This window comes from Flavobacterium sp. GT3P67, from assembly GCF_004349155.1.
GTDB classification, from domain to species: domain Bacteria; phylum Bacteroidota; class Bacteroidia; order Flavobacteriales; family Flavobacteriaceae; genus Flavobacterium; species Flavobacterium ranwuense.
Genome location: NZ_SMLF01000002.1, coordinates 219186 through 234250 on the forward strand (window position 1 = coordinate 219186; position 15065 = coordinate 234250).

Consider the following 15065-nt stretch of genomic DNA (forward strand, 5'->3'; position numbering starts at 1 on the left):
GTAAAAGAAAAGTATAAATAGATCAATATTTGTACAAAAAAATTACTTTTTTAATCAAAATTTTGTCCATTGATGATAACAAATCAGACCGAAAGATTGAATTTTGCCTCTACAAAAAATATTCCTGATTATCCAGATTTTCTAGATGTTCAGGTTAAATCGTTTAAAGATTTTTTTCAATTAGAAACTAAATCTGACGAAAGAGGCGACGAAGGGCTTTACAATACCTTCATGGAAAACTTCCCAATTACTGATACAAGAAATAACTTTGTATTAGAATTTCTTGATTATTTTGTAGATCCACCACGTTATACAATTCAAGAATGTATAGAAAGAGGTCTTACCTATAGTGTGCCTTTAAAAGCAAGGTTAAAACTATATTGTACAGATCCAGAACATGAAGATTTTGAAACGATTGTTCAAGATGTTTATCTTGGTACAATTCCGTATATGACACCGAGCGGTACCTTTGTTATTAATGGTGCTGAGCGTGTAGTTGTTTCTCAATTACACAGATCTCCAGGTGTTTTCTTTGGTCAATCATTCCATGCAAATGGTACAAAATTATATTCTGCGAGAGTAATTCCTTTTAAAGGTTCTTGGATAGAATTTTCTACAGATATTAATAGTGTAATGTACGCTTATATCGACAGAAAGAAAAAATTACCAGTTACCACTCTTTTTAGAGCAATTGGTTTTGAAAGAGATAAAGATATTCTAGAAATTTTTGATCTTGCGGAAGAAATTAAGGTTTCTAAAACAGGTCTAAAAAAATATATCGGTAGAAAATTAGCTGCCCGTGTATTGAATACATGGCACGAAGATTTCGTAGATGAAGACACTGGTGAAGTAGTTTCTATCGAACGTAACGAAATAATCCTTGATAGAGATACTATTATCGACAAAGATAATGTGGAAGAAATCATTGATTCTAACGTTAAATCTATTTTGTTGCACAAAGAAGATGCTAATCAAGGCGATTATGCTATCATTCATAATACATTGCAAAAAGATCCAACTAACTCTGAAAAAGAGGCTGTTGAACATATCTACAGACAATTACGTAACGCTGAACCGCCTGATGAAGAAACGGCTCGTGGTATTATTGATAAATTGTTCTTTTCTGACCAACGTTACAACTTAGGTGAAGTAGGTCGTTATAGAATAAATAAAAAATTAGGTTTAGATACTCCAATGGAAAAGCAAGTCTTGACCAAAGAAGATATCATAACTATTGTGAAATATTTGATCGAATTGATCAACTCTAAAGCAGAGATTGATGATATTGATCACTTATCAAACCGTCGTGTTAGAACAGTTGGAGAACAATTGTCTCAACAATTTGGTGTTGGTTTAGCGCGTATGGCTAGAACTATCCGTGAGAGAATGAACGTTAGAGATAACGAGGTGTTTACACCAATAGATTTGATTAATGCTAAAACATTATCTTCTGTTATCAACTCTTTCTTTGGAACGAACCAGTTGTCTCAGTTTATGGATCAAACGAATCCACTTGCCGAGATTACGCACAAGAGAAGATTATCTGCACTAGGACCAGGTGGACTTTCGAGAGAGAGAGCAGGTTTTGAGGTACGTGACGTTCACTATACGCATTACGGACGTTTATGTCCAATTGAAACTCCAGAGGGACCAAACATTGGTTTGATATCTTCTCTTGGTGTTTATGCTAAAGTAAACGGAATGGGTTTCATTGAGACACCTTACCGTAAAGTAACTAACGGAACTGTAGATTTAGTTTCTACTCCGGTATACTTAAGCGCTGAAGAAGAAGAAGGAATGATGATTGCTCAGGCAAACATTCAAATGGATGCTACAGGAAAAATAACTGCCGAAGACGTAATTGCACGTCAAGAAGGTGATTTCCCGGTTATTGAACCAACGCGAGTTGATTATACGGATGTAGCTCCAAATCAAATTGCTTCTATCTCCGCTTCTTTGATTCCTTTCTTAGAACATGATGATGCGAATAGAGCCTTGATGGGATCTAACATGATGCGTCAGGCCGTACCATTAATTCGTCCTGAAGCTCCAATTGTTGGAACTGGTTTAGAGCGTCAAGTTGCTTCTGATTCCAGAGTATTGATTAATGCTGAAGGAGATGGAGTTATAGAATATGTAGATGCAAATATCATCACTATCAAATACGATCGTTCTGAGGAAGAAAGAATGGTGAGTTTTGAGCCAGATGAAAAAACATACAATCTAATTAAATTTAGAAAAACCAATCAAGGTACAAGTATCAACCTTAAACCTATCGTAAGAAAAGGGGATAGAGTGGTTCCTGGACAAGTATTATCTGAAGGGTATGCGACTCAAAATGGTGAATTAGCTTTAGGTCGTAACCTAAAAGTTGCATTTATGCCATGGAAAGGATACAACTTCGAGGATGCGATTGTAATTTCTGAAAAAGTAGTTCGTGACGATATTTTTACCTCTATTCACGTTGATGATTATTCATTAGAAGTTAGAGATACTAAATTAGGTAACGAAGAATTGACGAACGATATTCCAAACGTTTCTGAAGAAGCTACTAAAGATTTAGATGAAAATGGTATGATCAGAATTGGAGCCGAGGTTAAACCTGGCGACATTCTTATCGGAAAAATTACTCCAAAAGGAGAATCAGATCCTACTCCAGAAGAGAAATTGCTTCGTGCAATCTTCGGGGACAAAGCAGGTGATGTAAAAGATGCTTCATTGAAAGCGTCTCCTTCTTTACATGGTGTTGTCTTAGATAAAAAATTGTTCGCAAGAGCAGTAAAAGATAAACGTAAACGTACTCAGGACAAGGATGCTTTAGGAGCACTTGAAATGGAATTTGAAGTTAAATTTGTTGAATTAAAAGACAAATTAGTGGAAAAACTTTTCTTGATCGTAAACGGAAAAACATCTCAAGGTGTAATGAATGATTTGGGTGAAGAAGTTTTACCAAAAGGTAAAAAATACACTCAGAAAATGCTTTATGCAGTGGAAGATTTTGCTCACTTAAGTAAAGGTCAATGGGTTGCAGATGATGCAACTAATAAAATGGTTAATGATTTAATTCATAACTATAAAATTAAATTGAACGATTTACAAGGGGCATTACGTAGAGAGAAATTCACTATTACTGTTGGAGATGAATTGCCAGCAGGAATCTTGAAATTAGCGAAAGTATATATTGCCAAAAAACGTAAACTGAAAGTTGGGGATAAAATGGCGGGACGTCACGGTAACAAAGGTATTGTTGCTCGTATCGTTCGTCATGAAGATATGCCTTTCCTTGAAGACGGAACGCCAGTTGATATCGTGTTGAACCCACTTGGAGTACCTTCACGTATGAATATTGGTCAAATTTATGAAACTGTTCTTGGTTGGGCTGGACAAAACTTGGGTAGAAAATTTGCTACACCAATTTTTGACGGAGCAACTTTAGACCAAATCAATGAATTGACTGACGAAGCTGGAATACCACGTTTTGGACATACACATTTATATGATGGTGGTACAGGAGAACGTTTCCATCAAGCTGCAACAGTAGGAGTTATCTACATGTTGAAACTTGGACACATGGTTGACGATAAAATGCACGCACGTTCTATAGGTCCATACTCGTTGATTACACAACAACCACTTGGAGGTAAAGCTCAATTTGGAGGTCAGCGTTTTGGAGAGATGGAGGTTTGGGCACTTGAAGCTTATGGAGCATCAAGTACACTTAGAGAAATCTTGACTGTGAAGTCTGATGATGTTATCGGTAGAGCTAAAACTTACGAAGCAATCGTTAAAGGTGAATCTATGCCAGAACCAGGATTACCGGAATCATTCAATGTATTAATGCATGAATTGAAAGGTCTTGGACTTGACATTCGTTTAGAAGAATAAATAATAATTTGTCACAGGTAGAGACGTTGTATTGCAACGTCTCTACTTTGGCATTTATATAAGTTTTTAGGATTTATACCCGTAACCCGTTCCGATTTTTTATGGAGACCCAATCGGTTTTATAAATAGCACTTCAAAAATTTTATTTGAAGCTTAGAGAAGTAATTCGAGGTAGTGTTTAAGTCGAAAGTTTGAAAGTCCAAAGTCTAAAGTCATCCGTGGCTTTAAAAACTTTATGACATTTGACTTAAGACTGAAATAAAATTAATTTTTTAATTGCAAATAAATCAATAGTAAAAACTATGATGAATAATAGAAATAATAACAATAAGGATAAAAACCCTGTAAAAAGGTTTAATAAAATCTCAATAGGACTTGCTTCTCCTGAATCGATCTTGAAAGAATCAAGAGGTGAAGTATTAAAGCCTGAAACGATCAACTACAGAACGCACAAGCCAGAGCGTGATGGTCTTTTCTGCGAACGTATTTTCGGACCAGTAAAAGATTTTGAATGTGCTTGTGGTAAGTATAAAAGAATACGTTACAAAGGAATCATCTGTGACCGTTGTGGTGTTGAAGTAACAGAGAAAAAAGTACGTAGAGACAGAGTAGGTCACATCAATCTTGTTGTGCCAATTGCTCATATCTGGTATTTCCGTTCTCTTCCAAACAAAATTGGTTATATCCTTGGTCTTCCATCTAAGAAATTAGATATGATTATTTACTACGAAAGATACGTAGTAATCCAAGCTGGTATCGCTAAAAATGCAGAAGGTGAATCGTTGCAAAGACTAGACTTTTTGACAGAAGAAGAATATTTAAATATTTTAGATACACTTCCTGCTGACAATCAGTATCTTGATGATTTTGATCCTAATAAATTTGTTGCCAAAATGGGAGCAGAGTGTATTATGGATTTATTAGCAAGAATTGATCTTGACGCATTGTCTTACCAATTGAGACACAATGCTAACAATGAAACGTCTAAACAACGTAAAACAGAAGCATTAAAAAGATTACAAGTTGTTGAATCTTTCCGTGAGTCTAACTTGAACCGTGAGAATCGTCCAGAATGGATGATTATGAAAGTCGTACCAGTTATTCCACCAGAATTACGTCCGCTTGTGCCACTTGATGGAGGTCGTTTTGCAACTTCAGATTTAAATGATTTATACCGTCGTGTAATTATACGTAACAACCGTTTGAAAAGATTGATGGAGATTAAAGCTCCTGAAGTTATCTTGAGAAATGAAAAACGTATGTTGCAGGAATCTGTAGATTCACTTTTCGATAATACGCGTAAAGCTTCTGCAGTAAAAACAGAATCAAACAGACCATTAAAATCATTATCTGATTCCCTTAAAGGTAAACAAGGACGTTTCCGTCAAAATTTACTTGGAAAACGTGTGGATTATTCCGCTCGTTCGGTAATTGTTGTTGGACCAGAATTGAAATTATCTGAATGTGGTATCCCAAAAGATATGGCAGCAGAATTATACAAACCTTTTGTTATCCGTAAATTGATAGAAAGAGGAATTGTAAAAACTGTAAAATCAGCTAAGAAAATAATAGATAAGAAAGAGCCTGTAGTTTGGGATATCCTTGAAAATGTAATCAAAGGTCACCCAATATTACTGAATCGTGCTCCTACTTTGCATAGATTAGGTATCCAAGCATTCCAACCAAAATTAATTGAAGGAAAAGCAATCCAGTTGCACCCTTTAGTTTGTACTGCATTTAATGCGGATTTTGATGGGGATCAAATGGCAGTTCACTTACCGTTAGGTCCAGAAGCTATTTTGGAAGCACAACTATTAATGTTGGGTTCACATAATATTCTGAATCCTGCAAATGGTGCGCCAATAACGGTACCTTCTCAGGATATGGTTTTGGGTCTATACTATATGACCAAAGAACGTTTGTCAACTCCTGAGCTTAAAATTTTAGGAGAAGGAATCACTTTTTATTCTGCTGAAGAAGTAAATATTGCTTTGAATGAAGGTAGATTAGAATTGAATGCTTCTGTGAAAATTAGAGCAAAACACTTTAATGAAGCAGGTGACTTGGTTTACCAAATCATAAAAACTACTGCGGGTCGTGTATTATTTAATGAAGTAGTACCGGAAGCAGCTGGATATATCAATGATGTATTGACTAAGAAAAACCTTAGAGATATTATTGGACACGTTTTAAGTTCTACTGATGTACCTACAACAGCGGCTTTCTTGGATAACATGAAAGACATGGGGTACAAATTTGCCTTCAAAGGTGGATTGTCATTCTCTCTTGGAGATATTAGAATTCCAGATCAAAAACCTAAATTAATTGCTGACGCCAGAGAACAAGTTCAAGGTATTTCTGCTAATTATAACATGGGTCTTATCACTAATAACGAACGTTACAACCAAGTTATTGATGTATGGACTTCAGCAAATGCACAGCTTACAGAGTTAGCAATGAAAAACATTAGAGAAGACCAACAAGGATTCAACTCTGTGTATATGATGCTTGATTCTGGAGCAAGGGGTTCCAAAGAACAAATTCGTCAGTTAACTGGTATGCGTGGTTTGATGGCTAAGCCTAAAAAATCAACTGCTGGTGGTGGTGAGATTATTGAAAACCCGATTCTTTCTAACTTTAAAGAAGGTCTTTCTATCCTTGAGTACTTTATTTCTACTCACGGTGCGCGTAAAGGTCTTGCGGATACGGCATTGAAAACTGCCGATGCAGGATATTTAACAAGAAGATTGCATGATGTATCTCAAGATGTTATTGTTAACATCGAAGATTGTGGTACACTTAGAGGTGTTGAAGTTTCAGCATTGAAGAAAAATGAGGAAATTGTTGAATCATTAGGAGAAAGAATTTTAGGACGTGTTGTTTTACAAGACGTAATTAATCCTTTAAACAATGAAGTTTTAATTCAATCTGGACAACAAATCACTGAAGTTATAATGAAAGCAATTGACGCTTCTCCAATCGAGAAAGTGGAAGTGCGTTCACCATTAACTTGTGAAGCGTTAAAAGGTATTTGTGCAAAATGTTACGGTAGAAATTTAGCTACTGGTAAAATGACACAAAGAGGTGAAGCAGTTGGTGTTATTGCAGCACAATCTATTGGAGAGCCTGGTACACAGTTAACATTACGTACATTCCACGTTGGTGGGGTTGCGGGTGGTATTTCTGAAGAATCAAGCATCGTTACGAAATTTAATGGTAAACTTGAAATCGAAGATTTAAAAACGGTTAAAGGTGAAGATAGTGAAGGAAATGCAGTTGATATTGTTGTATCTCGTTCTACTGAATTGAAATTAATTGATGAAAGAACAGGTATCTTGTTAAGTACCAATAATATTCCTTACGGTTCAAGTATTTTCGTTAAAGACGGTCAATCTGTCGCTAAAGGAGATGTGATTTGTAAATGGGATCCATATAATGGGGTTATCGTTTCTGAATTTACCGGTAAAATTGCTTACGAAGATTTAGAGCAAGGTCAATCATTCATGGTTGAAATTGATGAGCAAACTGGTTTCCAAGAAAAAGTAATTTCTGAATCTAGAGCTAAAAAATTAATTCCAACTTTATTGGTTTACGGTAAAGAAGGGGAACTAATTCGTTCTTATAACTTACCAGTTGGAGCCCACTTGATGGTTGAAAACGGTGAGAAAATTAAAGCAGGTAAAGTATTGGTAAAAATCCCGCGTCGTTCTTCTAAATCAGGAGATATTACAGGAGGTTTACCTAGAATTACAGAGTTGTTAGAGGCTCGTAATCCTTCAAACCCAGCTGTTGTTTCTGAAATCGATGGTGTTGTTTCTTTTGGAAAAATCAAAAGAGGTAACCGTGAGATTGTTATCGAATCTAAATTTGGTGACGTTAGAAAATACTTGGTTAAATTATCAAGCCAAATTCTAGTTCAAGAAAATGACTTCGTAAGAGCAGGGGTGCCTTTATCTGATGGTGCAATTACTCCGGATGATATTTTAAGAATTCAAGGACCAGCAGCTGTTCAACAGTATTTGGTAAATGAAATTCAAGAAGTATACCGTTTACAAGGGGTAAAAATCAACGACAAACACTTTGAAGTAGTCATACGTCAAATGATGCGTAAAGTAAGAGTACAAGATCCAGGTGATACTTTATTCTTAGAAGATCAATTGATTCACACTAAAGACTTTATCGTTCAAAATGATAAATTATATGGTATGAAAGTAGTTGAAGATGCTGGAGATTCTAGTGCTTTAAAAGAAGGTCAAATTATTACGCCTCGTGAGTTGCGTGATGAAAACTCTCTTTTGAAACGTACAGATAAAAATCTTGTTGTAGCTCGTGATGTTGTTACTGCAACAGCAACACCAGTTTTACAAGGTATTACAAGAGCATCGCTTCAAACTAAATCGTTTATTTCTGCTGCATCTTTCCAAGAAACTACTAAAGTATTGAACGAAGCTGCTGTTGCAGGTAAAATCGATTACTTAGAAGGATTGAAAGAAAATGTAATTGTAGGACATAGAATCCCTGCCGGAACAGGTATGAGAGAATATGATCATACAATTGTAGGTTCAAAAGAAGATTATAACGATATGATGGCTAACAAAGAAGAATATATTTATTAAAATATGAGTAATTCTAATCAACAACAAGAGCAAATTAATATTGAGCTTGATGAAAAAATTGCCGAAGGAATTTATTCCAATTTGGCAATAATAAATCACTCTTCATCAGAGTTTGTTTTAGATTTTGTAAGCATCATGCCTGGTATTCCTAAAGCTAAGGTGAAATCAAGAATTGTCTTGACGCCACAACATGCTAAAAGATTGTTGAAAGCAATAGGAGAAAATATTCACCGTTTTGAAGTCGCTCATGGCGAAATAAAAGACACTGAACAAGCACCGATTCCGCTTAATTTTGGTCCTGCGGGACAAGCATAATATTCTTTAAAAAGGCTCCAGAAATGGAGCCTTTTTTTGTTTATAGATTAATACTTTCTTTTGTAGCCTCTTAATTGTCAGCTGCGCATTTTTGATTTTTAAGATGTATGTCAGAACTAGTTCTATATTCTTCTGTCAACGGTTCCCGAAATTTTGAATTTCTAAAAAAAAATCAAGCGATACCTTTTATTTGATAAATTGACATTAAGAAACTATTAAATTCAGAGTATTGATAACAAGTTTGTGCTTTAAACGATTATTATTGTGCTTCATCGAAAATATTTTTTGCTGGTAATTAAATGATATACTTTCGTGCTCGAGATGGGGAAGCAAATCCTATCCATCATAAAAAAACGAATTGTTATGAAATATTTTTCTTTAAAAGCGGACACTAAAGGGATTTCTAATCTCTTGATAATATTCGTTTTTATGTTAATGTCAAACGTATCTGTATTTGGTCAATCTGCTCAAAAGCTAGTTGATGCTAATGCTGTAGAAGTTAACAGTAATGCAAAAAAAGAAAATGTTTCAGCAACTTCTTCAAATAGTATGAATTTCGTACTATGGTTTATGGGTACAAAACAAGGTCCAAACGGTACAATTTCTAAAGAAAGTACAAGCGCAAAAATACAGGTTATAACATCTGGTTCTGCTCCAAATCGTTTGTTGATTAAAGCTTTTTTAAAGAAAGCGGTAGATTCTGACAGTATGATTTCGTAAATGAAGATTTATTTTAAAAGGGATATAAAAAAAACGCTAATTTTTAAATTAGCGTTTTTTTTATGCAACGTTTTATGAGGACGTAATTTTACTCAAATTCTGAAGTAAAATATAATTTCACATTTGGATATTTATTCTGTGTCATTTGGATCGTAAAGTCAGAATCAGCTAAAAACACTAATTGTCCATATTTATCATGCGCCAAGAATTTTTGTTTGATTCTTCGGAATTCTTTAAATTCATCACTTTTCACATCATTTGGTTTTACCCAACATGCTTTGTGTACCGGAAAGTTTTCATACGTACATTTTGCGCCATATTCATGCTCTAAACGGTATTGGATAACCTCGTATTGAAGTGCGCCAACCGTTCCAATGATTTTTCTGTTGTTCATTTCCAGCGTAAATAATTGTGCTACACCTTCGTCCATTAACTGATCAATTCCTTTGTCCAATTGTTTGGATTTCATTGGATCAGCATTATTAATATATCTGAAATGCTCCGGAGAGAAACTTGGAATCCCTTTGAAACTCATGATTTCTCCTTCGGTCAAAGTATCTCCGATTTTAAAATTTCCGGTATCATGCAAGCCTACAATGTCACCTGGATAAGAAATGTCTACAATTTCTTTCTTTTCTGCAAAAAAGGCATTCGGACTCGAAAATTTTAAGTTTTTCTTCTGGCGAACGTGATAATACGGTTTGTTTCTTTCGAAAGTTCCAGAAACAATTTTTATAAAGGCCAGACGGTCTCTGTGTTTTGGATCCATATTGGCGTGGATTTTAAAAACAAATCCAGTCATTTTTTCTTCTTTGGGATCTACTAATCGTGTTTCAGAATCTTTTGGTCTTGGAGATGGAGCAATTTGGACAAAACAATCCAATAATTCTCGTACTCCAAAATTATTCAATGCCGAACCAAAAAATACAGGTTGCAATTTCCCATCTAAATAATCCTGACGATCAAATTTTGGATATACTTCGTCAATAAGTTCCAATTCTTCACGTAATCTGTCAGCAGGTTTTTGCCCAATAATTTTCTCTAATTCTGGATTTTGAACATCGGAAAAAGCGATTGTTTCTTCAATGTTTTTGCGGCTGTCACCACTAAACAAGTTGATATTTTGTTCCCATAAATTATAAATTCCTTGAAAATCATAACCCATTCCTATCGGGAAACTTAATGGAGTAACAGTTAAGCCTAGTTTTTGTTCCACTTCATCCATCAAGTCAAAAGCATCTTTTCCTTCTCTGTCTAATTTATTGATAAACACGATAATTGGAATTTTTCGCATTCTACAAACAGCTACTAATTTTTCCGTTTGTTCCTCAACACCTTTGGCAACGTCAATTACAACAATAACGCTGTCAACAGCGGTTAAGGTTCTAAAAGTGTCCTCAGCAAAATCCTTGTGTCCGGGAGTATCGAGAATATTTATTTTTTTATCTTTATAATTGAATGCTAAAACCGAAGTAGAAACCGAAATTCCTCTCTGGCGTTCAATTTCCATAAAGTCACTGGTAGCACCTTTTTTAATTTTATTATTCTTTACAGCACCAGCTTCTTGAATCGCACCACCAAAAAGGAGGAGTTTCTCAGTAAGTGTTGTTTTTCCGGCATCAGGATGTGAAATAATCCCGAAAGTTCTTCTGCGTTGTATTTCTTCTAAAAAGCCCATATTTGTATAAATAGTTTGCAAAAGTACTATTTATAAATGCCAATTAAAAAAATTGTATACTCTAAATGGAGTAGGCGAGTTTTGAAGTTGTAATTCATGTGGTTTTAAACCAGTATTAAAATTACGAATATGTAACAGCTGATAAAAAGAAGGCTGCCCTTTCAGACAGCCTTTATGATATTTATGTGTTACATATTGATTGACCAAACAGAATATCCATTTGGTGGACATTGAATTTTAACCCATTTGTCACCTTGGGTTGTCGGAAGCCAAGTTGAATTTCCTGTGAAATCTTTGATTTGCGCATTTGCCCAATTCGTTTGAATCCATCTTTCTTGCCAAGTTGATGAGTTATTAATGTAAACCACTAAACCAGGATTTCCATTATAGCCATTTCTTCGTGCGATATATTCATCAGTATCGGTGTATAAAATAGATGTAGTTCCGGTTCCTTTATTGTTGTGAATCCAAATAAGGTTGTCCATTTTTGTTTTATTCAACCATTCTTCATAATCTCTATAAAAAATAGTTGGATATCCTTCGTGAGTTAAAATATAAGCGTATGCTAACTCTTTTTTCCAAATTTCATCAGTGTCATGATTGGAAACGAAAGTAACCGCTTTATAAGGATTTCTTTTCCACATCATATCATCATTCAAAAGATTTAAATTATTTCCATCAAATGCGTCGTTCATTTTATAGTAACAGGCAAAATCAAAAACAGAACTATTTGCATTATTAGCCCACCATTCTAATGTATTTACGTTTGAATCCCAATATTCTCCGACAGAAAATCCGCCAACATTAGCATTCCAATCATTCACAACCCAAGGAGCAAAACCTTTCACGTAATCAAATCTCCAGCCATCAAACTTCATAGTGTTTTTATAATATTTACCTACTCCGTCTGCTCTTTTCCAAAGCCAGTCTTGTACATTTGGTACCACATGAGCTAAGTCAGGAAAACCTCCAAAAGCACCTTCGTCGTTATTTCCATATGAATTTTTATAAAAATCAGCACTTGTTCTAGGGAATTTGCCTGAAGCGACACCAGTAAAATTAGTATACGTTTGAGTTCCCGTAAAAGGATTGTTTTCTAATTGTCCGCCGCTATTATGATTTAGTACCATATCAGCATATACTTGCATGTTTTCGGCGTGTACTTTTGTTATCAGACTTTCTAATTCTGTGCGGGAACCAAATCTTGTTTCCACAGTACCATTTTGATTGTAATTTCCAAAATCGAAATAATCAGTAGGGTCGTAACCCATAGAAAATGGTCCGTTTTGAGCTTTTGAAACTGGTGGGAGCCAAATGGAACCAATACCGGCATTTGACCAAGCGGTTATTTTCGTATTAATGGTATTCCACCACGTTCCACCCGCTGGTACATCCCAATAAAAAGCCTGCATCATAACACCTCCTCCAGGGTTTGCAGCATATCTTCCAGTTGTGGAATTAGTCGATTTTCCAGTACTGAATGGATGTCCATCGTGATGTGTAACATTGATTACTTTGAATTGTGAAGCTGCAGCAGCTGAATCGGTTACCAGGTCATCATTCGAATTACAGGAATACATACCAACTAATAAAGCTGATAATAGATAAATTTTAAAATTTCGTTTTTTCATAAAAAAAATAAATTAGGTTAAGTAATAGATTTTGGAGTAACAATTGAAAGCAGAATGTAAAATAAATTCTAGAAATTTAATTTTTATTTATTGTTTTTTGTTAGATTAGAAAGAACAGTACGTTTTATTAAAATCAAAATAAATAAATTAAATAATTATTATAAATTTATTTTTATGTTTAATATTTTGATAAAAAATTACTTTTTTAGCTAATTTATACAAATTCTTACGTGATGAACATGGGAATTTTTTTAATCCCTAACGAAAACGTTGTAGTGTTTACAACTTTTTAAATAGTGAGCTAAAAATGAGAATTTTAAGCCTTTATTTTTTTGTTTAGGCACGTGATTTTTTAATTATAACTCCATTTAGAATAAATGAAATGTTAGAAAATGGAAAACAGATCTCACGAAAAAGGAGAATATTTGAAAAAGAGAAATAGAATTATGCTATTGCAATACAAGAATGTATAATGAAGATTTTAATTTTTTGACTTCTAACGTTCAGTTTCTTTACGATTTAAGAGCTAAACATCACAATAAATAAATGCGTTTATAATTTTTTGTTAATAGTAGGTAGGAAACTTGTATTATGTAATTGAATTGTTATTTTTGTTCGTTTTAAATTTAAAGAATGGTAAGGAATTGTATTATAAATTCAATTCACTTCTTGATTCTTAAAGTGTATATTTGCCAAAATTATTCTGGCCTTTATTAAATAGATTTAAAGACAATTGAATAAGGATGTTTTACAATAAATATAAATTATAATAATGCCAATAAATAAAATACAAATGAGATCCATCAATAATAGAATTGCACTTATTTTTTTTGTTTTGCTTTTTTCCAGTGTTGTAGCAAGTGCTCAAGAAATTATTAAGGATAGTGTCATTATTCCGGTTAAGAAAATACAATCTACTGGGAAACAAAAGATTGACGGTGTTATTGCCACTGTAGGAGACTATATTATATTAGATTCAGATATTGACAAGTCGTATCTTGAAATTTCAGCAGGGGGAGGTTCTGTAAAAGACATCACAAGATGTCAAATGTTAGGGAAATTACTCGAAGATAAATTATATGCTCATCAAGCAATACAAGATAGTATTGTAGTGACAGATGCTGAAGTTAAAGGCATGATGGAAGAGCGTTTGAACTATATGATAGAGCAAATAGGGTCTTTGGACAAAGTGGTGAAGTACTATAAAAAAGATTCTGAAGAAGAATTTAGAACTTATTTCTCAGATATTTTGAAAGAAGGTAAGTTAAGTTCAGAAATGCAAAAGAAAATTGTTGATGCTGTAGAAATTACTCCTGAAGAAGTTCGTAATTATTTTAAAACAATCCCTACAGCAGATCTTCCTTTTTTTGGTGTAGAATTAGAAGTAGCACAAATTGTTGTTACTCCTAAAGTTTCGGCAGAGGATAAGCAAAAAGTTATTGACAGATTGAATGGTTTTAAAAAGGAAATAGAAGAAGGTTCTAGTTTTTCAACTAAAGCCGTTTTATATTCTCAAGATCCAGGATCGAGATCAAATGGGGGGTTTTATAAAATGAATCGCAAAACACCATTTGTAAAAGAGTTTAAAGATGTTGCTTTTAGTCTTGCTGAAGGAGAAATATCGGCTCCTTTTGAAACAGATTTTGGTTTTCATATTATATATGTTGAAAAAATTAAAGGACAAGAAATAGAATTGCGTCATATATTATTGTCGCCAACTGTTACAGAAGCAGCTTTGAATGAGGCGAAAGAAAAAATCACTTTGATTAAAAAAAGAATTGAAGATAAAGAAATCACTTTTGCAGATGCGGCCAGAACACTATCTGATGAGAAAGAAACAAGAGCCAATGGTGGCGCTTTAATCAATCCAAAAACACAAGATACTCGTTTTGAGTTGACGAAAATGGATCCGGCTTTCTATAGCCAAGTTTCTAATTTGAAAGAGGGTGAAGTTTCTGCTCCGTTATTAGAACAAGGCGAAGAAGGAAAGAAAAAGTTCAAATTAATTACCGTAACCAATAGAATAGATGAGCATGCGGCAGATTATGCTAAAGATTACATCAAAATTAAAGATTTGGCTTTAAAAAGCAAACAAATTACTACTATTGGGAAATGGTTTGATGAAAAGATTAAAGAAACATACATTAAAATCATTGGAGAATATAGAGATTGTAGTTTTACAAACAATTGGCTTAAAAAATAGTATTTCCTATTCCTTTA

7 protein-coding genes are annotated in these 15065 nt (G+C 34.1%); 5 read left to right on the forward strand and 2 right to left on the reverse strand.

Going from position 1 to position 15065, the window contains the following annotated elements:
* Positions 1–72 precede the first annotated feature (72 nt).
* From rpoB to E0H99_RS05560, 4 genes are all read left to right on the forward strand, one after another.
* The gene (gene rpoB, locus E0H99_RS05545; RefSeq protein ID WP_131992164.1) at positions 73–3885 is read left to right on the forward strand and encodes a DNA-directed RNA polymerase subunit beta; all 3813 of its coding nucleotides are present in this window, start codon (positions 73–75) and stop codon (positions 3883–3885) included.
* Between the two features lie 302 nt (positions 3886–4187).
* Positions 4188–8501: a DNA-directed RNA polymerase subunit beta' gene (gene rpoC, locus E0H99_RS05550; RefSeq protein WP_131992167.1), complete on the forward strand. Its 4314-nt coding sequence runs from the start codon at positions 4188–4190 to the stop codon at positions 8499–8501.
* Between the two features lie 3 nt (positions 8502–8504).
* On the forward strand, positions 8505–8816 hold the full coding sequence (locus E0H99_RS05555; protein WP_073354716.1) for a DUF3467 domain-containing protein: 312 nt from the start codon (positions 8505–8507) through the stop codon (positions 8814–8816).
* A gap of 363 nt (positions 8817–9179) precedes the next feature.
* Positions 9180–9536, forward strand: coding sequence for a hypothetical protein (locus E0H99_RS05560; protein WP_131992170.1), 357 nt, complete (start codon positions 9180–9182; stop codon positions 9534–9536).
* An 88-nt stretch (positions 9537–9624) separates the two neighbouring features.
* On the opposite strand, the gene E0H99_RS05565 is transcribed toward E0H99_RS05560, so the two are convergent.
* Positions 9625–11214 carry a peptide chain release factor 3 gene (locus E0H99_RS05565; protein WP_131992584.1) on the reverse strand — a complete coding sequence of 530 codons (1590 nt, stop codon included), beginning with the start codon at positions 11212–11214 and terminating at the stop codon, positions 9625–9627.
* A gap of 188 nt (positions 11215–11402) precedes the next feature.
* A complete protein-coding gene (locus E0H99_RS05570) occupies positions 11403–12845 on the reverse strand; it encodes an alpha-amylase (protein WP_131992173.1) in 1443 nt (480 codons plus the stop codon).
* Between the two features lie 772 nt (positions 12846–13617).
* On the opposite strand from E0H99_RS05570, the gene E0H99_RS05575 reads away from it, so the two are divergent.
* Positions 13618–15048 carry a peptidylprolyl isomerase gene (locus tag E0H99_RS05575; RefSeq protein WP_131992176.1) on the forward strand — a complete coding sequence of 477 codons (1431 nt, stop codon included), beginning with the start codon at positions 13618–13620 and terminating at the stop codon, positions 15046–15048.
* The last annotated feature ends 17 nt before the right edge of the window (positions 15049–15065 follow it).